Annotated in this window: 13 protein-coding genes; 3 read left to right on the forward strand and 10 right to left on the reverse strand. The window is 43.1% G+C overall.

Annotation, left to right across the window (positions count from 1 at the left end; genetic code table 11):
- Positions 1-8 precede the first annotated feature (8 nt).
- Genes DK187_RS15355 through DK187_RS15365 form a run of 3 tightly spaced genes read right to left on the reverse strand, consistent with a single transcriptional unit; the run spans position 9 to position 2,464 of the window.
- On the reverse strand, positions 9-656 hold the full coding sequence (locus tag DK187_RS15355; protein WP_111608217.1) for a DUF4194 domain-containing protein: 648 nt from the start codon (positions 654-656) through the stop codon (positions 9-11).
- Positions 656-2,047 carry a Wadjet anti-phage system protein JetA family protein gene (locus tag DK187_RS15360; RefSeq protein WP_111608218.1) on the reverse strand — a complete coding sequence of 464 codons (1,392 nt, stop codon included), beginning with the start codon at positions 2,045-2,047 and terminating at the stop codon, positions 656-658. Before DK187_RS15360 ends, DK187_RS15355 begins: the two co-directional genes overlap by 1 nt.
- 39 nt (positions 2,048-2,086) lie before the next feature.
- A complete protein-coding gene (locus tag DK187_RS15365; protein ID WP_111608219.1) occupies positions 2,087-2,464 on the reverse strand; it encodes a sirohydrochlorin chelatase in 378 nt (125 codons plus the stop codon).
- Positions 2,465-2,661: 197 nt separating this feature from the next.
- Between DK187_RS15365 and DK187_RS15370 the strand changes: the two genes are divergently transcribed.
- Complete coding sequence (locus DK187_RS15370) at positions 2,662-3,546, forward strand: TIGR01777 family oxidoreductase (protein ID WP_111608220.1); 885 nt, start codon at positions 2,662-2,664, stop codon at positions 3,544-3,546.
- 39 nt (positions 3,547-3,585) lie between these two features.
- On the opposite strand, the gene DK187_RS15375 is transcribed toward DK187_RS15370, so the two are convergent.
- From DK187_RS15375 to DK187_RS15400, 6 genes are all read right to left on the reverse strand, one after another.
- The gene (locus tag DK187_RS15375; protein WP_111608221.1) at positions 3,586-4,101 is read right to left on the reverse strand and encodes a DNA topoisomerase family protein; all 516 of its coding nucleotides are present in this window, start codon (positions 4,099-4,101) and stop codon (positions 3,586-3,588) included.
- Between the two features lie 3 nt (positions 4,102-4,104).
- A complete protein-coding gene (locus DK187_RS15380) occupies positions 4,105-4,476 on the reverse strand; it encodes a hypothetical protein (protein WP_223232372.1) in 372 nt (123 codons plus the stop codon).
- A complete protein-coding gene (locus DK187_RS15385; RefSeq protein WP_111608223.1) occupies positions 4,476-5,213 on the reverse strand; it encodes an HAD family hydrolase in 738 nt (245 codons plus the stop codon). The genes DK187_RS15380 and DK187_RS15385 overlap by 1 nt, the downstream gene beginning before the upstream one ends.
- Entirely contained in the window at positions 5,200-6,207 is a 1,008-nt protein-coding gene (gene hemH / locus DK187_RS15390) for a ferrochelatase (RefSeq protein ID WP_111608224.1), read from the reverse strand. Before hemH ends, DK187_RS15385 begins: the two co-directional genes overlap by 14 nt.
- A gap of 125 nt (positions 6,208-6,332) precedes the next feature.
- On the reverse strand, positions 6,333-7,136 hold the full coding sequence (locus tag DK187_RS15395; RefSeq protein WP_162623530.1) for a sulfite exporter TauE/SafE family protein: 804 nt from the start codon (positions 7,134-7,136) through the stop codon (positions 6,333-6,335).
- A 91-nt stretch (positions 7,137-7,227) separates the two neighbouring features.
- Entirely contained in the window at positions 7,228-8,163 is a 936-nt protein-coding gene (locus tag DK187_RS15400) for a chemotaxis protein CheV (RefSeq protein ID WP_111608226.1), read from the reverse strand.
- Between the two features lie 112 nt (positions 8,164-8,275).
- On the opposite strand from DK187_RS15400, the gene DK187_RS15405 reads away from it, so the two are divergent.
- Positions 8,276-9,460 carry an EAL and HDOD domain-containing protein gene (locus tag DK187_RS15405; RefSeq protein ID WP_111608227.1) on the forward strand — a complete coding sequence of 395 codons (1,185 nt, stop codon included), beginning with the start codon at positions 8,276-8,278 and terminating at the stop codon, positions 9,458-9,460.
- Complete coding sequence (locus DK187_RS15410) at positions 9,457-10,233, forward strand: TatD family hydrolase (RefSeq protein ID WP_111608228.1); 777 nt, start codon at positions 9,457-9,459, stop codon at positions 10,231-10,233. The genes DK187_RS15405 and DK187_RS15410 overlap by 4 nt, the downstream gene beginning before the upstream one ends.
- A gap of 43 nt (positions 10,234-10,276) precedes the next feature.
- Here the strand turns inward: DK187_RS15410 and DK187_RS15415 are convergent, their stop codons facing one another.
- Positions 10,277-12,658 carry a DNA polymerase II gene (locus DK187_RS15415; protein ID WP_111608229.1) on the reverse strand — a complete coding sequence of 794 codons (2,382 nt, stop codon included), beginning with the start codon at positions 12,656-12,658 and terminating at the stop codon, positions 10,277-10,279.
- Positions 12,659-12,800: the final 142 nt, after the last annotated feature.

Raw genomic sequence — 12,800 nt, forward strand, 5'->3', positions numbered from 1 at the left:
TTTTGGCCCTAGTCTTGATTGGTTTCTTGCGTTGTTTCTGTTTCAGCATCTGAATCGGCCACTTCGTCTTCATCCGGATCGGTGCCATTAAATGACTCCAATTGCCTTAGGTACGCTTCGGTAACAATGAGTCTAACCACAGGCGTAATATTGACCATTTGATTTTTGCTGTCTTCTTCATAGGTTTTGCCGCGAATGACGATTCCGTGCCGACTGAATAACGCCAAAATATCTTTGAAGCGAGTCTCATTCGGAATTTCACGTTTAACCAACTGCACAAAGCGATCTAGAATGGTGTGGGTGTTAGTGGCCACAAAGCCATTATCGACTTCGAAATTCTCTATTTTTTCTTCATAGATTTGGCGAAGAACAAGCAAAAATAGCGTCTCGTCGGTTTTCAAACGAACAAACGCTTCTTTCTGAATGGGTAAGACACCGGCAAGACGCTCATTTTCGTTAATGTAAAGCTTCATCCCTAGGGCATCAAATAGGTTATCGAAGTAATCCTGATAAGATTCTAAAAGCAAATAATGTTTACGTTGACCGTGCTTGTAGGCGCTGGCAAATTGGTTGGCAATCACGAAATTTGCTGTTTGTTGAAACTCTTGAGCATCTTTGCCGGATTCTTCAACCACTTTTTTTAATTCTCTAAGCATTACGCATTGCTCCTACGTACGACAGTAAATTCCCGGCATTCAACAAAATCATGCACGTCTACATATTGATTGGTAAACTGGACTTCAAACAAGTCTTCTATTTTTTTAGCGCTTACCCCCAAAGAGCCGACGTAGCGTAAATGGTCAAAGCAAACAAAATCTTCAACGGATTCAATGGTAAAATCCAGAATATGCTTGCTATTCTCTGCTGCGATTTGCTTGTCTAAGTAGCTCTGCATTTTGGGAATAGTGACCTGACGGGCTTCATGGAAGCGGCGCTGCTGATCACGCATTTTTATGGCATCGGCAGACACTTCTGATGGTGTCATCACGCGAGGTGGTGGTGGCTCTCGACGTTTCGTTGGTTGTGCCGCAGAAGCCATGCCGACAAAGCGTGCACCAATCACTTCTTTTAAGACAGGTAATTTCTCGTATTTTGCTATATCCGTAATGATGCCAGCCACTTTGTTGGCCATACCAGGTCTAGAGCTGTCCATGTATCGGGCGGTATCGGCAGCGCGTTTTTCTAGACGGTAACGATATTCGTCAATGCGTTCTAGACGTTGCTCTATGTTACTAAAGGTTTGAATGATGTCCCGGCAGTCTTTTTCTACCATAGCTTGCGCTTCCGCCATGGTAATCAACTGTTGGTCCACATAGCATTGCGCGACCTGCCCCATTGTTTCAGGGTTACCTAAAAACTCTTGAGTCAATTCAAGGATTTGACGTCTAAATCGAAATGGGTTGTTGCTGGTCTTGATGGTTTTGTAATCGGCGATCAATATCCCTTCTACAAACAAATCAAAGAATCCAGCCACGATTGCTTTCGGATCTCGACTGGCAAAAAGCTCTCTTTGCAAGCTCCGAATGCCCAGCAATATCTGATTCAAATGCGCAGAAAAATCCCTTGATGCCTCCGCAGACTGGCGTAATGTGACGCCACGCTCTTTTGGATGCTTCGCCACGGATTCCAAATTACTAAGAATACTTAAAACGGTCGCGCCATAATTACGTTTACCATGGCGACTGATTTCAACAAGGGAGCGTAGTAACATAGAGATTTGCGGTGTCATTAGTACACTGACACGATACAACTCTTGTTCTTCCACCAGCCACCCCGTATTGACTAAACGATGGTAAATTCTTAGCGCGTAGTCATGAATTGTTTTTGGCGAGTCAAAGGACTCTTTTTGCTCATCATGCCAAGCGAGGGTGTCTAATTTGTGAAGCGTATCTTCAATCGATTCGATAATCGTTGATTTGTCTTTTATTGGGTCTTCAGCATGGTCATAAAAAACCTCCGCCAAATCATTCAGTACCGCTTCAATCAATGCCCTATTTGAGCCGCTTAATGCCTGAAATATTTCATCAGGCAAGTGTCTAAATAGCATGCACTCGGCTCCATAAACGATCAAAAACTAATGGCATATTTAGACCTTACCTAAATGATTGGCAATGACGGTTTGCATGGCGTTTTTCACTAGTACATCATCGCCAATAGGTGGTAATAACTCTATTTGCAAATCATCGGACTGCAGCAATGCTATTTGCGCTGGCACGTCTTGTCGAAGATGACGTCCCACGGCTAAAAACAAAGGCAATACAGCAATGTGACGGACTTCTTTGCCCAATATATCTATCACATCTTCTAATGAAGGCGCGGTAAGCTCCATATAAGCTAAACTAACGTTGTTTTCGCCATACGCCTGAGCAACTTGCTGATAGAGTGATTCGAAGGGCTGTTTCCAAAGAGGGTCTGGGCTTCCATGTGCAAGAAGTATGATGTGATCGTATTCTTTGCGTAGCATTTTGATACCTAATGTTTCTCGATTCCTCCATTTTAGCCATCCTATCTTAGAAAAAGAAGCTGCATATTAAAAAACCTTAAAATCTTCTGGCGAAATTGATAAAAAAACGCTCCTTCAAGCGAATTTGTGAAGTTATTGATCCTATTTCTTTTTTTATGCGTACACTAAGGACCATTGCAATCCACAGGATAAGGTAAATGAAGATTCTATTGTCTGGGGCGACAGGTTTTGTTGGTCAGTATTTAACTAAAGAGCTTCTTAAAAACGATCATCAGCTATACGCACTCGTTAAAAAGACGTCGGACACTCGCTTGGATCCAAGCATAGTTCAACTTACATTATCATCGTTACAAACACTGGATGAACAAATCGATGTGTTTATCAACTTAGCGGGCGAAAATATTGCTGCACGCCCTTGGACGGCAAAGCGCAAAGAAGCACTCTTTCAAAGCCGTGTTACTTTGACTAAGCAAGTGCGGTTGTCACTTAAGCATCCTGTCAAACGCCTCATATCCATGTCAGCTGTTGGATTTTATGGCATTTCTCGACATGGCACGTTTACTGAAGAAACCATGCCAAAACAAGGGTTTGCCCATGAGCTTTGTCGTGCTTGGGAAGACGCGGCAAATGAGTTTATTGATGACGGAACCCAAGTGGTGGTCTTTCGGTTAGGCGTCGTATTGGGGAATGGAGGCGCTTTGGAAAAAATGCGCCTGCCTTTTTTATGTGGACTTGGAGGTCCGATTGCGGGCGGGCAGCAGTGGTTTTCTTGGATACACATCGCCGATGTAATAGGCGCTATTATGGCGGCTATGAGCGATGCATCCTATGAAGGCACGTACAACTTAGTCGCTCCACAGTTTATTACCCAGAAGCGCTTCTCCCAAGCCTATGCCAGCTCATTAAATCGTCCGGCTGTGTTGCCCACTCCTAGGTGGACACTGAATCTTATTTTTGGAGAGATGGCCTCTTTATTGACCGAGGGTGCCAAAATCGCCCCTCAAAAATTAGAAAAACGAGGTTTTCGTTTTCAATTTCACAATATTGATGACGCGTTATCGGATATTGCGAACGGGCGTTAAATGGGCCAATAAATAAATGCACCAACAAGCAAAAAAGGGTCAACGCCTCTTTTTTAAAACAGGTAACCCTTTTTCATCATTTAATGTATTAGTACAAACTGGGTACGTAATACATCCCCAAAAATAGCCGTTTTTGCTCTTTTTTCTCACTAGATAGTGGCCACAAACCCGGCAAGGATATTTTTTTGTACTTGAAGGAATGCCATTGTCATCTTCAACGGTGACTTTGCATTCAGGGTAATTGGAGCACCCCCAAAAAACATTGTCTTTGAAGCTTTTTTTTCTAAGAGGCGACTGACAAGCAGGGCAAAAATACCTCTTTGCCCTGACAGGCTTACCGTTTTCGTTATTCGCCGTGTAGTCACAGTTTGGGTAGGATTCACAGCCCCAAAACTCGCCATTTGCGCCTGTTTTTAACACTAGCAGGCTCTCACATTTTGGGCATCGATAACGAATTTTAGCCGTCTTAATATGGGCATCGTCACCCTGCTCTAGGAACTCTTGCTCCCAGTTACTTGATGACCCCTTTATTAACTTGCTGTCTTCTTCCTGCACGCGCTACTCTTTATTTTGATCACAAAGCGCACTGTCTTCTTTGCAGTCTTCTTGTCCTGCTAGACTTCTAATTTTTGACGCACCTTTTCTGGCACTGTCCGCTGTTGCTTCTCCAGCCTCTTGCAGCTTATCCCACACAATTACGCCTGTCTCTTTAGCCTCTTTCGATGCCTTACTGCCATACTCAGACGCTTTATTGCCAAACTCTGATGCTTTTTCAGTTGCTGTATCTGCGATTTCTGACGTGGTTGTTTTGGTTTTTTCCCACATCTTTTGTACGCCATCTTTGGCCTTGTCAAAGCGGCTTTCTTCATCTGCAATCGCAACGCTGGAAATAAAAATAAGCGAATAAATGACGGCTTTTATCTGTTTCATTATACAGCCCTCCTGTTATCTAGAGACGGCGTTTTTAACCAATCCATCAGCTGACTGATATCACTCAATGTAGGCAAATTACGATAACGCGACAATATCTCATCATTGACTTGTTCATGCTCCCAAGTGCTGTGGTAAGGCACATGAAGCGCTTGGGCGCCAAGATCAAGAACCGGTAAAATGTCCGATTTCAAAGAATTTCCAATCATCAAAAACCGCTCAACAGGTATCTGATGACGCTGAAGTATTTGCTGATAAACGGTGGAGGTTTTCTCGCTGACTATTTCAATGGCATCGAAGTAATCCGCTATGCCAGAACGGGCCAATTTACTTTCTTGGTCAAGAAGATCCCCTTTGGTGATCACCAATAAGCGATACTGTCCTTTTAGTTGCTCTAACACGTTCTTTATATTGGGTAACAACTCAACGGGCGACGCTAGCATGCATTTTGCAAGCTGAATGATCTCGTGTATTTCATTCCCCGTAATTCGCCCTTCTGTCAGCTCTATGGCTGTCTCTATCATTGAAAGAGTAAAGCCTTTGATGCCATAACCAAAGTGCTCTAAATTTTTCACTTGAACCTCGCCTAGATGAGAGCGGATGTAAGACTCATCATGATAGGCCAAAAGTAGATGAATAAACGCATCTTGGGCATGAATAAAAATATCTTCATTGCGCCAAAGCGTATCGTCGGCATCAAAGGCGATGGTGTCAATTAGTGTGCTATTTAAGATCATCTGGTGCCCATTGCTTGGTATTTTTTTCAATTAAACTCACATAAAGGTCTACTTGATCAGGCGAATCGTTTAATGCAGGTATATAGTCAAATGCCAAACCTCCATTATGTTTAAACTCATCGCCTAACTCTAATGTGACCTCTTCCAGTGTTTCAATGCAATCAATGGAAAAAGCAGGACTAATCACATTTATTTTCTTTATCCCCATAGAAGGTAGAGCCTTCAATGTAACATCGGCGTAGGGCTTTAACCATTCTTCTCGACCAAATCTAGACTGATACACATGCGTCCATTCATGATCTCCTAGCTCAAGCTCTTCGGCGACCAAACGGCTTGTTGTTTCGCAACGACGCGAATAAGGGTCGCCATTGGTGACATAACGCTTAGGAATGCCATGATAAGAAAACACAAGATGACGCCGCTCTCCCTGTTTGTCCCATTGTGCGCGTATGGAATTACAAAGTGCTTTGATATACAGAGGATGATCCGCATAATCATGGAGCAACTGTAAGGATGGCCAGTGTGGGCAGCGCTTCAACGATTTCATCAATCTGTCGTAGGCGGCCGCCGTTGTGGTCGCCGAAAATTGAGGGTACATAGGCATAACAAGGATATTTTTAACGCCCTGTTCTCTTAATTTGTTGGCGGCACTTTCAACACTGGGATTACCATAGGTCATTGCCAATTCAACAGGAATAGAGTGTCCAGTTTTTTCAAGCAAGGCTTTTTTGACATTTTCTTTTAGACGCTGACTGAGTACGAGCAGTGGTGAGCCTTCATCCATCCAGACCTGCTGATACACCTTGGCGACTTTTGGTGGACGAAACGTTAATACAATAAGGTTAAGAATGGGTTGCCAAAGTAAAGGATTTAAATCTACAACACGAGAGTCAGACAAAAACTCTCTTAGATAACGGCGAACCTCGGCTGTCTGCGGTGCATCCGGTGTCCCTAAATTCATCATCAATACACCATAATCGCTCGTGTTTTTCATGTCATACCTTTTTGTTTGAAGTCTTGACCTATTATATGCCATTTGAGTGTGAAGAATAATGAAAAAACGCGCCATTTTAGAGGCTAGCTTTTCAAATTCTATGTGGCAAATGGCAGTGCTCGTGTCTATAAAAACCACATCCGCATGGCAGAGCAAGCAATAAAAATCATAAAGCTGATCAACAAAACATTTTTATCCAATCGACTGTTTTGGTGGCGACAAAGCCAATAAAAAAAACCATGACAGCATGCCAATATCAACATAGAAGGTAAATGTATAGCACCAGCAAAGCCTGACTCGTCTAGGTTATTAATGGTCTGAGCAGGATAAATAAAACCCACCATACCCGCAATAGAAGCAAACACGACAAGGCCATCAATGGTGCCTTGTTGATTCTTTGATGTTATGTTTTTTTGTGTACAAAGGCTTCTAGCCAGTACACCGCCACCATTACCTGACAACAGAGATAAAACACCAATAAATAGGCCAGTAGGCAAACGCCCCAGCCTGTTGAATAATGAAATTGTTTTTTGCCGTTGACGCATATCGAATACAGCATTGATCACGGCCATGAGTGCAATCAACGAAAACGCTACTTTAAAGGTTAATAGGTTTGTGATCGAGAGAAGCTGAGCACCGATCACTGCGCCCATTGCCACTCCAGGCGCAAAGTAAATGAGGCACTGGGAATCGACGTCTTGTCGTCTCATCGCCTGTATCCAAGAATATAAGTGCGTCGGTATGAACGCGGTGATGCAAGTGGCGACAATAGGCAACACATACTCTGAAAACGAAAGTCCAAAGACAGGTAAAAAGAAGCCAATAGTAGGAATGGCAATGAGTGCTGGTGAGACATGAACCGAAGCAAAAGCAGCACCTGTGGCAGCACCAATAAAAATTAATAGAAAGATAAGTTCAATGGTAAACATAACAAGCACACTATCCGATAAGAAAGCAGAATAAAAAAAGCAGGCATCTGCCTGCTTTTTATCCAAATCACCAAATATAATTTACAAGAAGCTACTCTCTTTCAACCACACTTCGAATTCTTTCTTGGATCAAGGAGGCCAGTTTATCTGGTTGGAATTTTGACAAAAAGTCATCACAACCCACTTTTTGCACCATGGCTTTGTTGAAACTACCACTCAGCGACGTATGCAAAACAATGTATAGATCTTTTAATCTAGGGTCTTCGCGAACCTCACGGGTCAGACGGTAACCGTCCATCTCTGGCATTTCGGCATCGGTTATCATCATGAGTAGTTTTTCAGGAACAATTTCCCCATCAGCAGCCCATTTTTTTAATTTCTCAAGGCCGCGTTTACCATCCGTTGCTTCATGAACCGTAATTCCCATAAAGTCTAACGTCGAACGACATTGCGCCAAACCGACTGAGGAATCATCAACCACTAACACTTCCAAGCCCTTAGCCAAAGTGAGTAGATCTTTATCGATGATATGGTCGCTCACTCGGCTGTCATAAGGTGAAATCTCAGCCAGTACTTTTTCGACGTCAATAATTTCGACGATACGATCATTCACCCGAGTAATCGCGGTCAGGTAATGCTGACGCCCTGTTCCGTCAGGTGGCGGTAAAATTTCATTCCAATTCATGTTTATGATGCGATCAACTTCTCCCACCATAAAGCCTTGTACCGTATTATTGTACTCGGTCACAATTAAATTACATGGTTGGGTACGATCAATAGGACGCATACCAATAGATTCAGATAAATCAATAACCGGTACGGTTCTACCGCGAAAATGCGTGACGCCAGCTACAGATGGATGTCTATGAGGCATTAAGTTCAATTTAGGCAACATGACGACTTCTTGAACTTTAAACACGTTTATTGCGAACATTTGCATTCCACCAAGACGGAACATCAGTAGTTCCAAACGGTTTTCACCAACCAACTTGGTTCTTTGGTCTACAGCGTCTAACATGCTTGCCATATATTACTCCAAACATTTTTAAATTAAGGCATTAATCCATTATAACCATGATATTCTATAAGGCTAAATCTTACTGTATTTTTTTGTGTCACTCTTCTTGCAAGGACCCTTAATGAAGAACACTGATATACTTTTTTGCCGTAAAGCTTTGGTAAACCGATTGTCAGAAACCTCAGCGTATTATCTATTGCATCCAAGTAATGAAACAGAAAGGCCACAGACCTCTTTTTTAAGCTCCTTATTTGTCGATGTCAACCTTATCGAAATAACACAGCAAAAAACTATTTTTTTGCACAGCAATTTAGACGAATTAAGCGTTTTACCTTTGCAATCTAACATCCATATGGTGGTTTTTTTAGAGGCGAAGATGCTAACGGATCATCATCTCGATGAGCTCTGCGAACTGCGCCTGCAAGGTTATCAACTGGGCATTATCGATCCTCAGCCAGACATGCTATCCATCGACTTGTTCAACGTTTTTTCCTATGTCATGTTGAGTCTAGATCAAATCAACCTTGAAACAACAATAGCCCGAATTGAACACCCTTTTTTATCTTCCAAAACAATTTGGGTGGATGCGATAGAGCGTTCCGAGCAATTTGATCAGCTTCGACAAGCGTCGCCAGATGGGCTTTTTAGCGGCAATTTTATTCACAAAACCACGTCGATAAAAGGTAAGCGAATCTTAGCCCATAAAATGATTTTAATTGATCTACTCGCAGCCCTTAATAATAGCGAGTCTTCTCCGCGTGTTTTAGCTACCTATATCGAACGAGACCCGACACTGACCTACCGTATTATAAAACTCACGCAGTCGGTGCTTTACAGAAGTCAGTTTAATGTGACCAATGCGCAACGCGCCATAGAAATCATCGGCATTAGAGATTTAATAAAATGGGTCGGGGTCGCCATGTTAAGCAGCGTATCAGGCAAACCTGATTGTCTGTTTTCTATGGCTGTATCTCGTGCCTGCTTTTGTCAAAATCTTTCAGCTGCGCTGTTTCCAAAACTAGAAGGGGCATTCCTGGTTGGCCTGTTTTCTTATCTGCCTAGTTTTCTTGATGAAGAGTTGCCTTTGTTGTTAAAAGATTTACCGTTAGAGCAACACATTAAATCGGCCCTGTTAGAATACAAAGGCAATTTAGGTGGGGTATTAAAAATTGTCGAAGAATACGAAGCTGGACGCTGGGAAAAAATCCCATTCGATCGCCTTGAAACCAAAGGCATCTCGCAACAGACGCTAAAAGACTTGTACATTGAAAGCTTGGACAATGCCAAACAGATAGGTAATTTATGATAGACATTGGTGTTAACCTTAATCACAGAATGTTTCTTGATGACTTACATGCCACGCTGGCAGACATGCAGCAAACGGGTGTAAAAGGCATGATTTGTATTGCATCAGACTTCAACGAGAGCAAACAAATTCAAGAGTTAAGTCAGGTTCACCCTAATATTTGGAACACCTTAGGTTGCCATCCTCATCAGGCGAAGACATGGCACGCTGACAGCAAACGTCATTTTTCGGCACTGATTGAAACCGCGAGACCCGTTGCTATCGGCGAAACAGGGCTGGATTTCAATCGCAACTATTCAACACCAGACGAACAGCGCTATGCATTTAATGAGCAAATTGAATTGGCCTATGACTATCAGCTGCCACTTTACCTTCACGAACGTGATGCCCACACGGAAATGATCGCCATTCTTAGTAAGCACCCAGAGCGAGCACAAAAGTCCGTGATCCATTGCTTTACAGGCAGTCAAGCAGAGCTAGACAACTACTTAACATTAGGACTGTATATCGGGGTGACAGGCTGGGTATCCGATGAGCGTCGTGGCGCCGACTTACAGGCCTCTATTCCTCATATACCATTAGATCGATTACTTATAGAAACGGATGCCCCTTATCTTCTACCAAGAAACATTCGTCCCCGTCCGAAAAAAAATCATCCAAAGTATTTGCCTTGGGTGGCTCAGGAAGTTGCCAGATTGAAAGGCATCTCATTAGACGAATTGATCAAAGCCACCACAATGAATGCCGAAACCCTATTTGGCATTAGCGTGTAGTTTGACATCAGAACGTCATCGGGAGCCCCATTGCATTAAGTATTTAAAGTAAGGAAAATTGCTGTGATAGCAAACTGGCCATATTCGTCTTAAAAAACGGCAATATACTATCGGCAATGGGCTCGATCTGTTTTTCGATGTAATGCTCATAATCTAGTTCCACTAAGTCCTTATCACTCTCATAAGGCACCACGCCAGACCGCTGATAGACATAATAAACTCGTTTTCGTCCCTTGTTATATTCTAAGGGCAAACCTTGTTCTGCTCTTTTTTGATCTATAATGGCGGCCGCTCTGACATGGGGCGGCTTATTTTTGGTATAGGAAGACAACGGGCGGCTGAGTTGTTTGCTGTACACCAATTGCTCGTCGTACTCACCAGACCTCAGTTTCGCAATGGTTTCTTGGATGTAAGCAATTGGGTTTTCATCGTTAAAAATTTTCTCAAACAAGGTACGTTGGAACTGTCTTGCCAGCGGTGTCCAATCGGTGCGAGCCGCCTCTAAACCTTTAAACACCAGCTCCCCGTCTGATTTACCGGCGTAGCGCTTTTTACTGCCCTCCTCTTGACCTCTGATCGTTGGCATAAAAAAACGTTCGTAGACACGTTCAAATTCCAATTCTAAGTGAGAATCCAACTGCGCATAATCTTGGCACCATTGTGATAAACATGCGTTGATTTGTGCGCACAACTGCTTTCCTTGGTGGTAAGGATTTTCATCAGTATCATCCAAGGTGACAAACAAAGAATCTGTATCTCCATAAATGACTTTGGCTCCTCGTTCTTCCATCCAAGCTTGGGTTTTGGCAAGTAATTCATGGCCTCGCATGGTGATCGAACTCGCCAATTCAGCATGATAAAAACGGCAAACATTTGATCCCAGTACACCATAAAATGAATTCATAATGATTTTGATGGCGTAACTTAAAATGCTATTGGCCGATTTTTTCGCCACTTCTCTTGCCTGAGCAAGCTCACCAACCAGTGCTGGCAAAATAGCGTATTGACGATGAAAGTGTGCGCCCAAGTACCCAGGAATAAGAGTCCCAGGAACAAGAGTCCCAGGAACAAGCGGTGCTTGGGTGGTTGATTTCACCTCAACTGAAACCGGCAAAACCTGAGCCATAATTCGCGCTAAAGGGTCCACATGAAAGGTCCGAATAATACTGGGGTACAAGCTTTTGAAATCGAATACCAATACATTCTTATAGAGGCCTGGAATCGAGGACATAACAAAACCACCCGGGCTGGCAACGAACTCATCATTACTCCAGGCTGGAGCGACCCAACCCGCAGAATGCAATCTGGGCAAATACAAATTTTCGAACGCGGCCACAGAACCTCCGGTCTGTTCAAGCGGAATCCCCGTTAAATCAACCCGTGTTTGTTGCAATTCAATGAGTTTTAGTTTTTCAAAAATTCGCATAACCAGATCGCAGTCTTGCAGATTATAGGCAACAAAAGCGTCTAAATCTTCTTTGTGAAGTCGCTCGATTTCTTGCCAACGTTCACTGCCATGAAGCAACTTACCGTCAGCTAGAATTTCTTGGCTCACATGATTCAGACTATATGATTCAAAATGATAGCCTCCAACTTTTAATAAAGTAATGCCATCTAAGGCGACTCGTCCGGGAATACTTGCAAAATATTTTCCCTGATTATCAGACGAACGAATACTCCAGCTCTCGCCATTAACACCAAATGCTGGACGAATGCCTAATGCCTGACAACGTTGATCGATAAACTGCAAATCAAAGCCAATCAAATTCCAGCCAATAAAAATGTCAGGAGAATGTTTTTTTACGAAACGAATAAAAGCCAACAACAAACTTTTTTCATCAGAGAAGCGCAGAATCAGCGAGGAGGAAGGCGATTGTTCAGTCACCACAAATGCTACCCGCTGATCTTTAGCGGTAATGCCGATAGACAACAAGGTATTGCTCGACACAGAGGTCTCGATATCGAGTGACCAAACCTTCCATTCGGGCTGCCAATTACTCGGAATGACACGGGCTTGACGAAAAACCTGCTCGCTTGCATCTGGAACGCCAATAAAGCGAACAGCGCCTCGAATATTACGCTCCATTAAATAACGATTATGCGCCTTGATATCTTCTTCAAAAACCGCATACCTCTTTTGCTTAATGAAGTTTAGCATTTGCTGGTGGAGCGTCAGGCTATGACTTTGCACCAATATAACGGGGTCGTTATCAAAGGATCGGTAATGTGTTTCAGTACACTGAACGCCCACCACGTCCTGTGGCAAACTAGCAAGCGGTGCATTGGTAAAAAACACACTCAGTTGTCGGTCAGGAAGAACTTTAACGGTTCCTTGAGGTGTTTTTATGAAGAGACTCATTTCAATGTAGCCGTCAACATCACGCGTTTGACGACTGACAATATAGCCCATTTTTTCTACAAACATAGCAACCCGTCTACTCTATGAAAAAGTACCAGAGACCGCTTTGTGACATGGCAAATCCGTTGCCATGTCACAAAGCCTTGTCATTACAACCCACGCAATAACAGCATGGGAGGCACTTTTAGCACAGTCCGACTGGCAAATC

The organism is Marinomonas arctica, from assembly GCF_003259225.1.
GTDB classification, from domain to species: domain Bacteria; phylum Pseudomonadota; class Gammaproteobacteria; order Pseudomonadales; family Marinomonadaceae; genus Marinomonas; species Marinomonas arctica.

What these genes read in the sequence shown, in the direction of transcription:
- DK187_RS15355 (WP_111608217.1), bottom strand. Translation starts at nt 656, where the DNA reads ATGCTTAGAGAATTAAAAAAAGTGGTTGAAGAATCCGGCAAAGATGCT.
- DK187_RS15360 (WP_111608218.1), bottom strand. Translation starts at nt 2,047, where the DNA reads ATGCTATTTAGACACTTGCCTGATGAAATATTTCAGGCATTAAGCGGC.
- DK187_RS15365 (WP_111608219.1), bottom strand. Translation starts at nt 2,464, where the DNA reads ATGCTACGCAAAGAATACGATCACATCATACTTCTTGCACATGGAAGC.
- DK187_RS15370 (WP_111608220.1), top strand. Translation starts at nt 2,662, where the DNA reads ATGAAGATTCTATTGTCTGGGGCGACAGGTTTTGTTGGTCAGTATTTA.
- DK187_RS15380 (WP_223232372.1), bottom strand. Translation starts at nt 4,476, where the DNA reads ATGAAACAGATAAAAGCCGTCATTTATTCGCTTATTTTTATTTCCAGC.
- DK187_RS15385 (WP_111608223.1), bottom strand. Translation starts at nt 5,213, where the DNA reads ATGATCTTAAATAGCACACTAATTGACACCATCGCCTTTGATGCCGAC.
- hemH (WP_111608224.1), bottom strand. Translation starts at nt 6,207, where the DNA reads ATGAAAAACACGAGCGATTATGGTGTATTGATGATGAATTTAGGGACA.
- DK187_RS15395 (WP_162623530.1), bottom strand. Translation starts at nt 7,136, where the DNA reads ATGTTTACCATTGAACTTATCTTTCTATTAATTTTTATTGGTGCTGCC.
- DK187_RS15400 (WP_111608226.1), bottom strand. Translation starts at nt 8,163, where the DNA reads ATGGCAAGCATGTTAGACGCTGTAGACCAAAGAACCAAGTTGGTTGGT.
- DK187_RS15405 (WP_111608227.1), top strand. Translation starts at nt 8,276, where the DNA reads ATGAAGAACACTGATATACTTTTTTGCCGTAAAGCTTTGGTAAACCGA.
- DK187_RS15410 (WP_111608228.1), top strand. Translation starts at nt 9,457, where the DNA reads ATGATAGACATTGGTGTTAACCTTAATCACAGAATGTTTCTTGATGAC.
- DK187_RS15415 (WP_111608229.1), bottom strand. Translation starts at nt 12,658, where the DNA reads ATGTTTGTAGAAAAAATGGGCTATATTGTCAGTCGTCAAACGCGTGAT.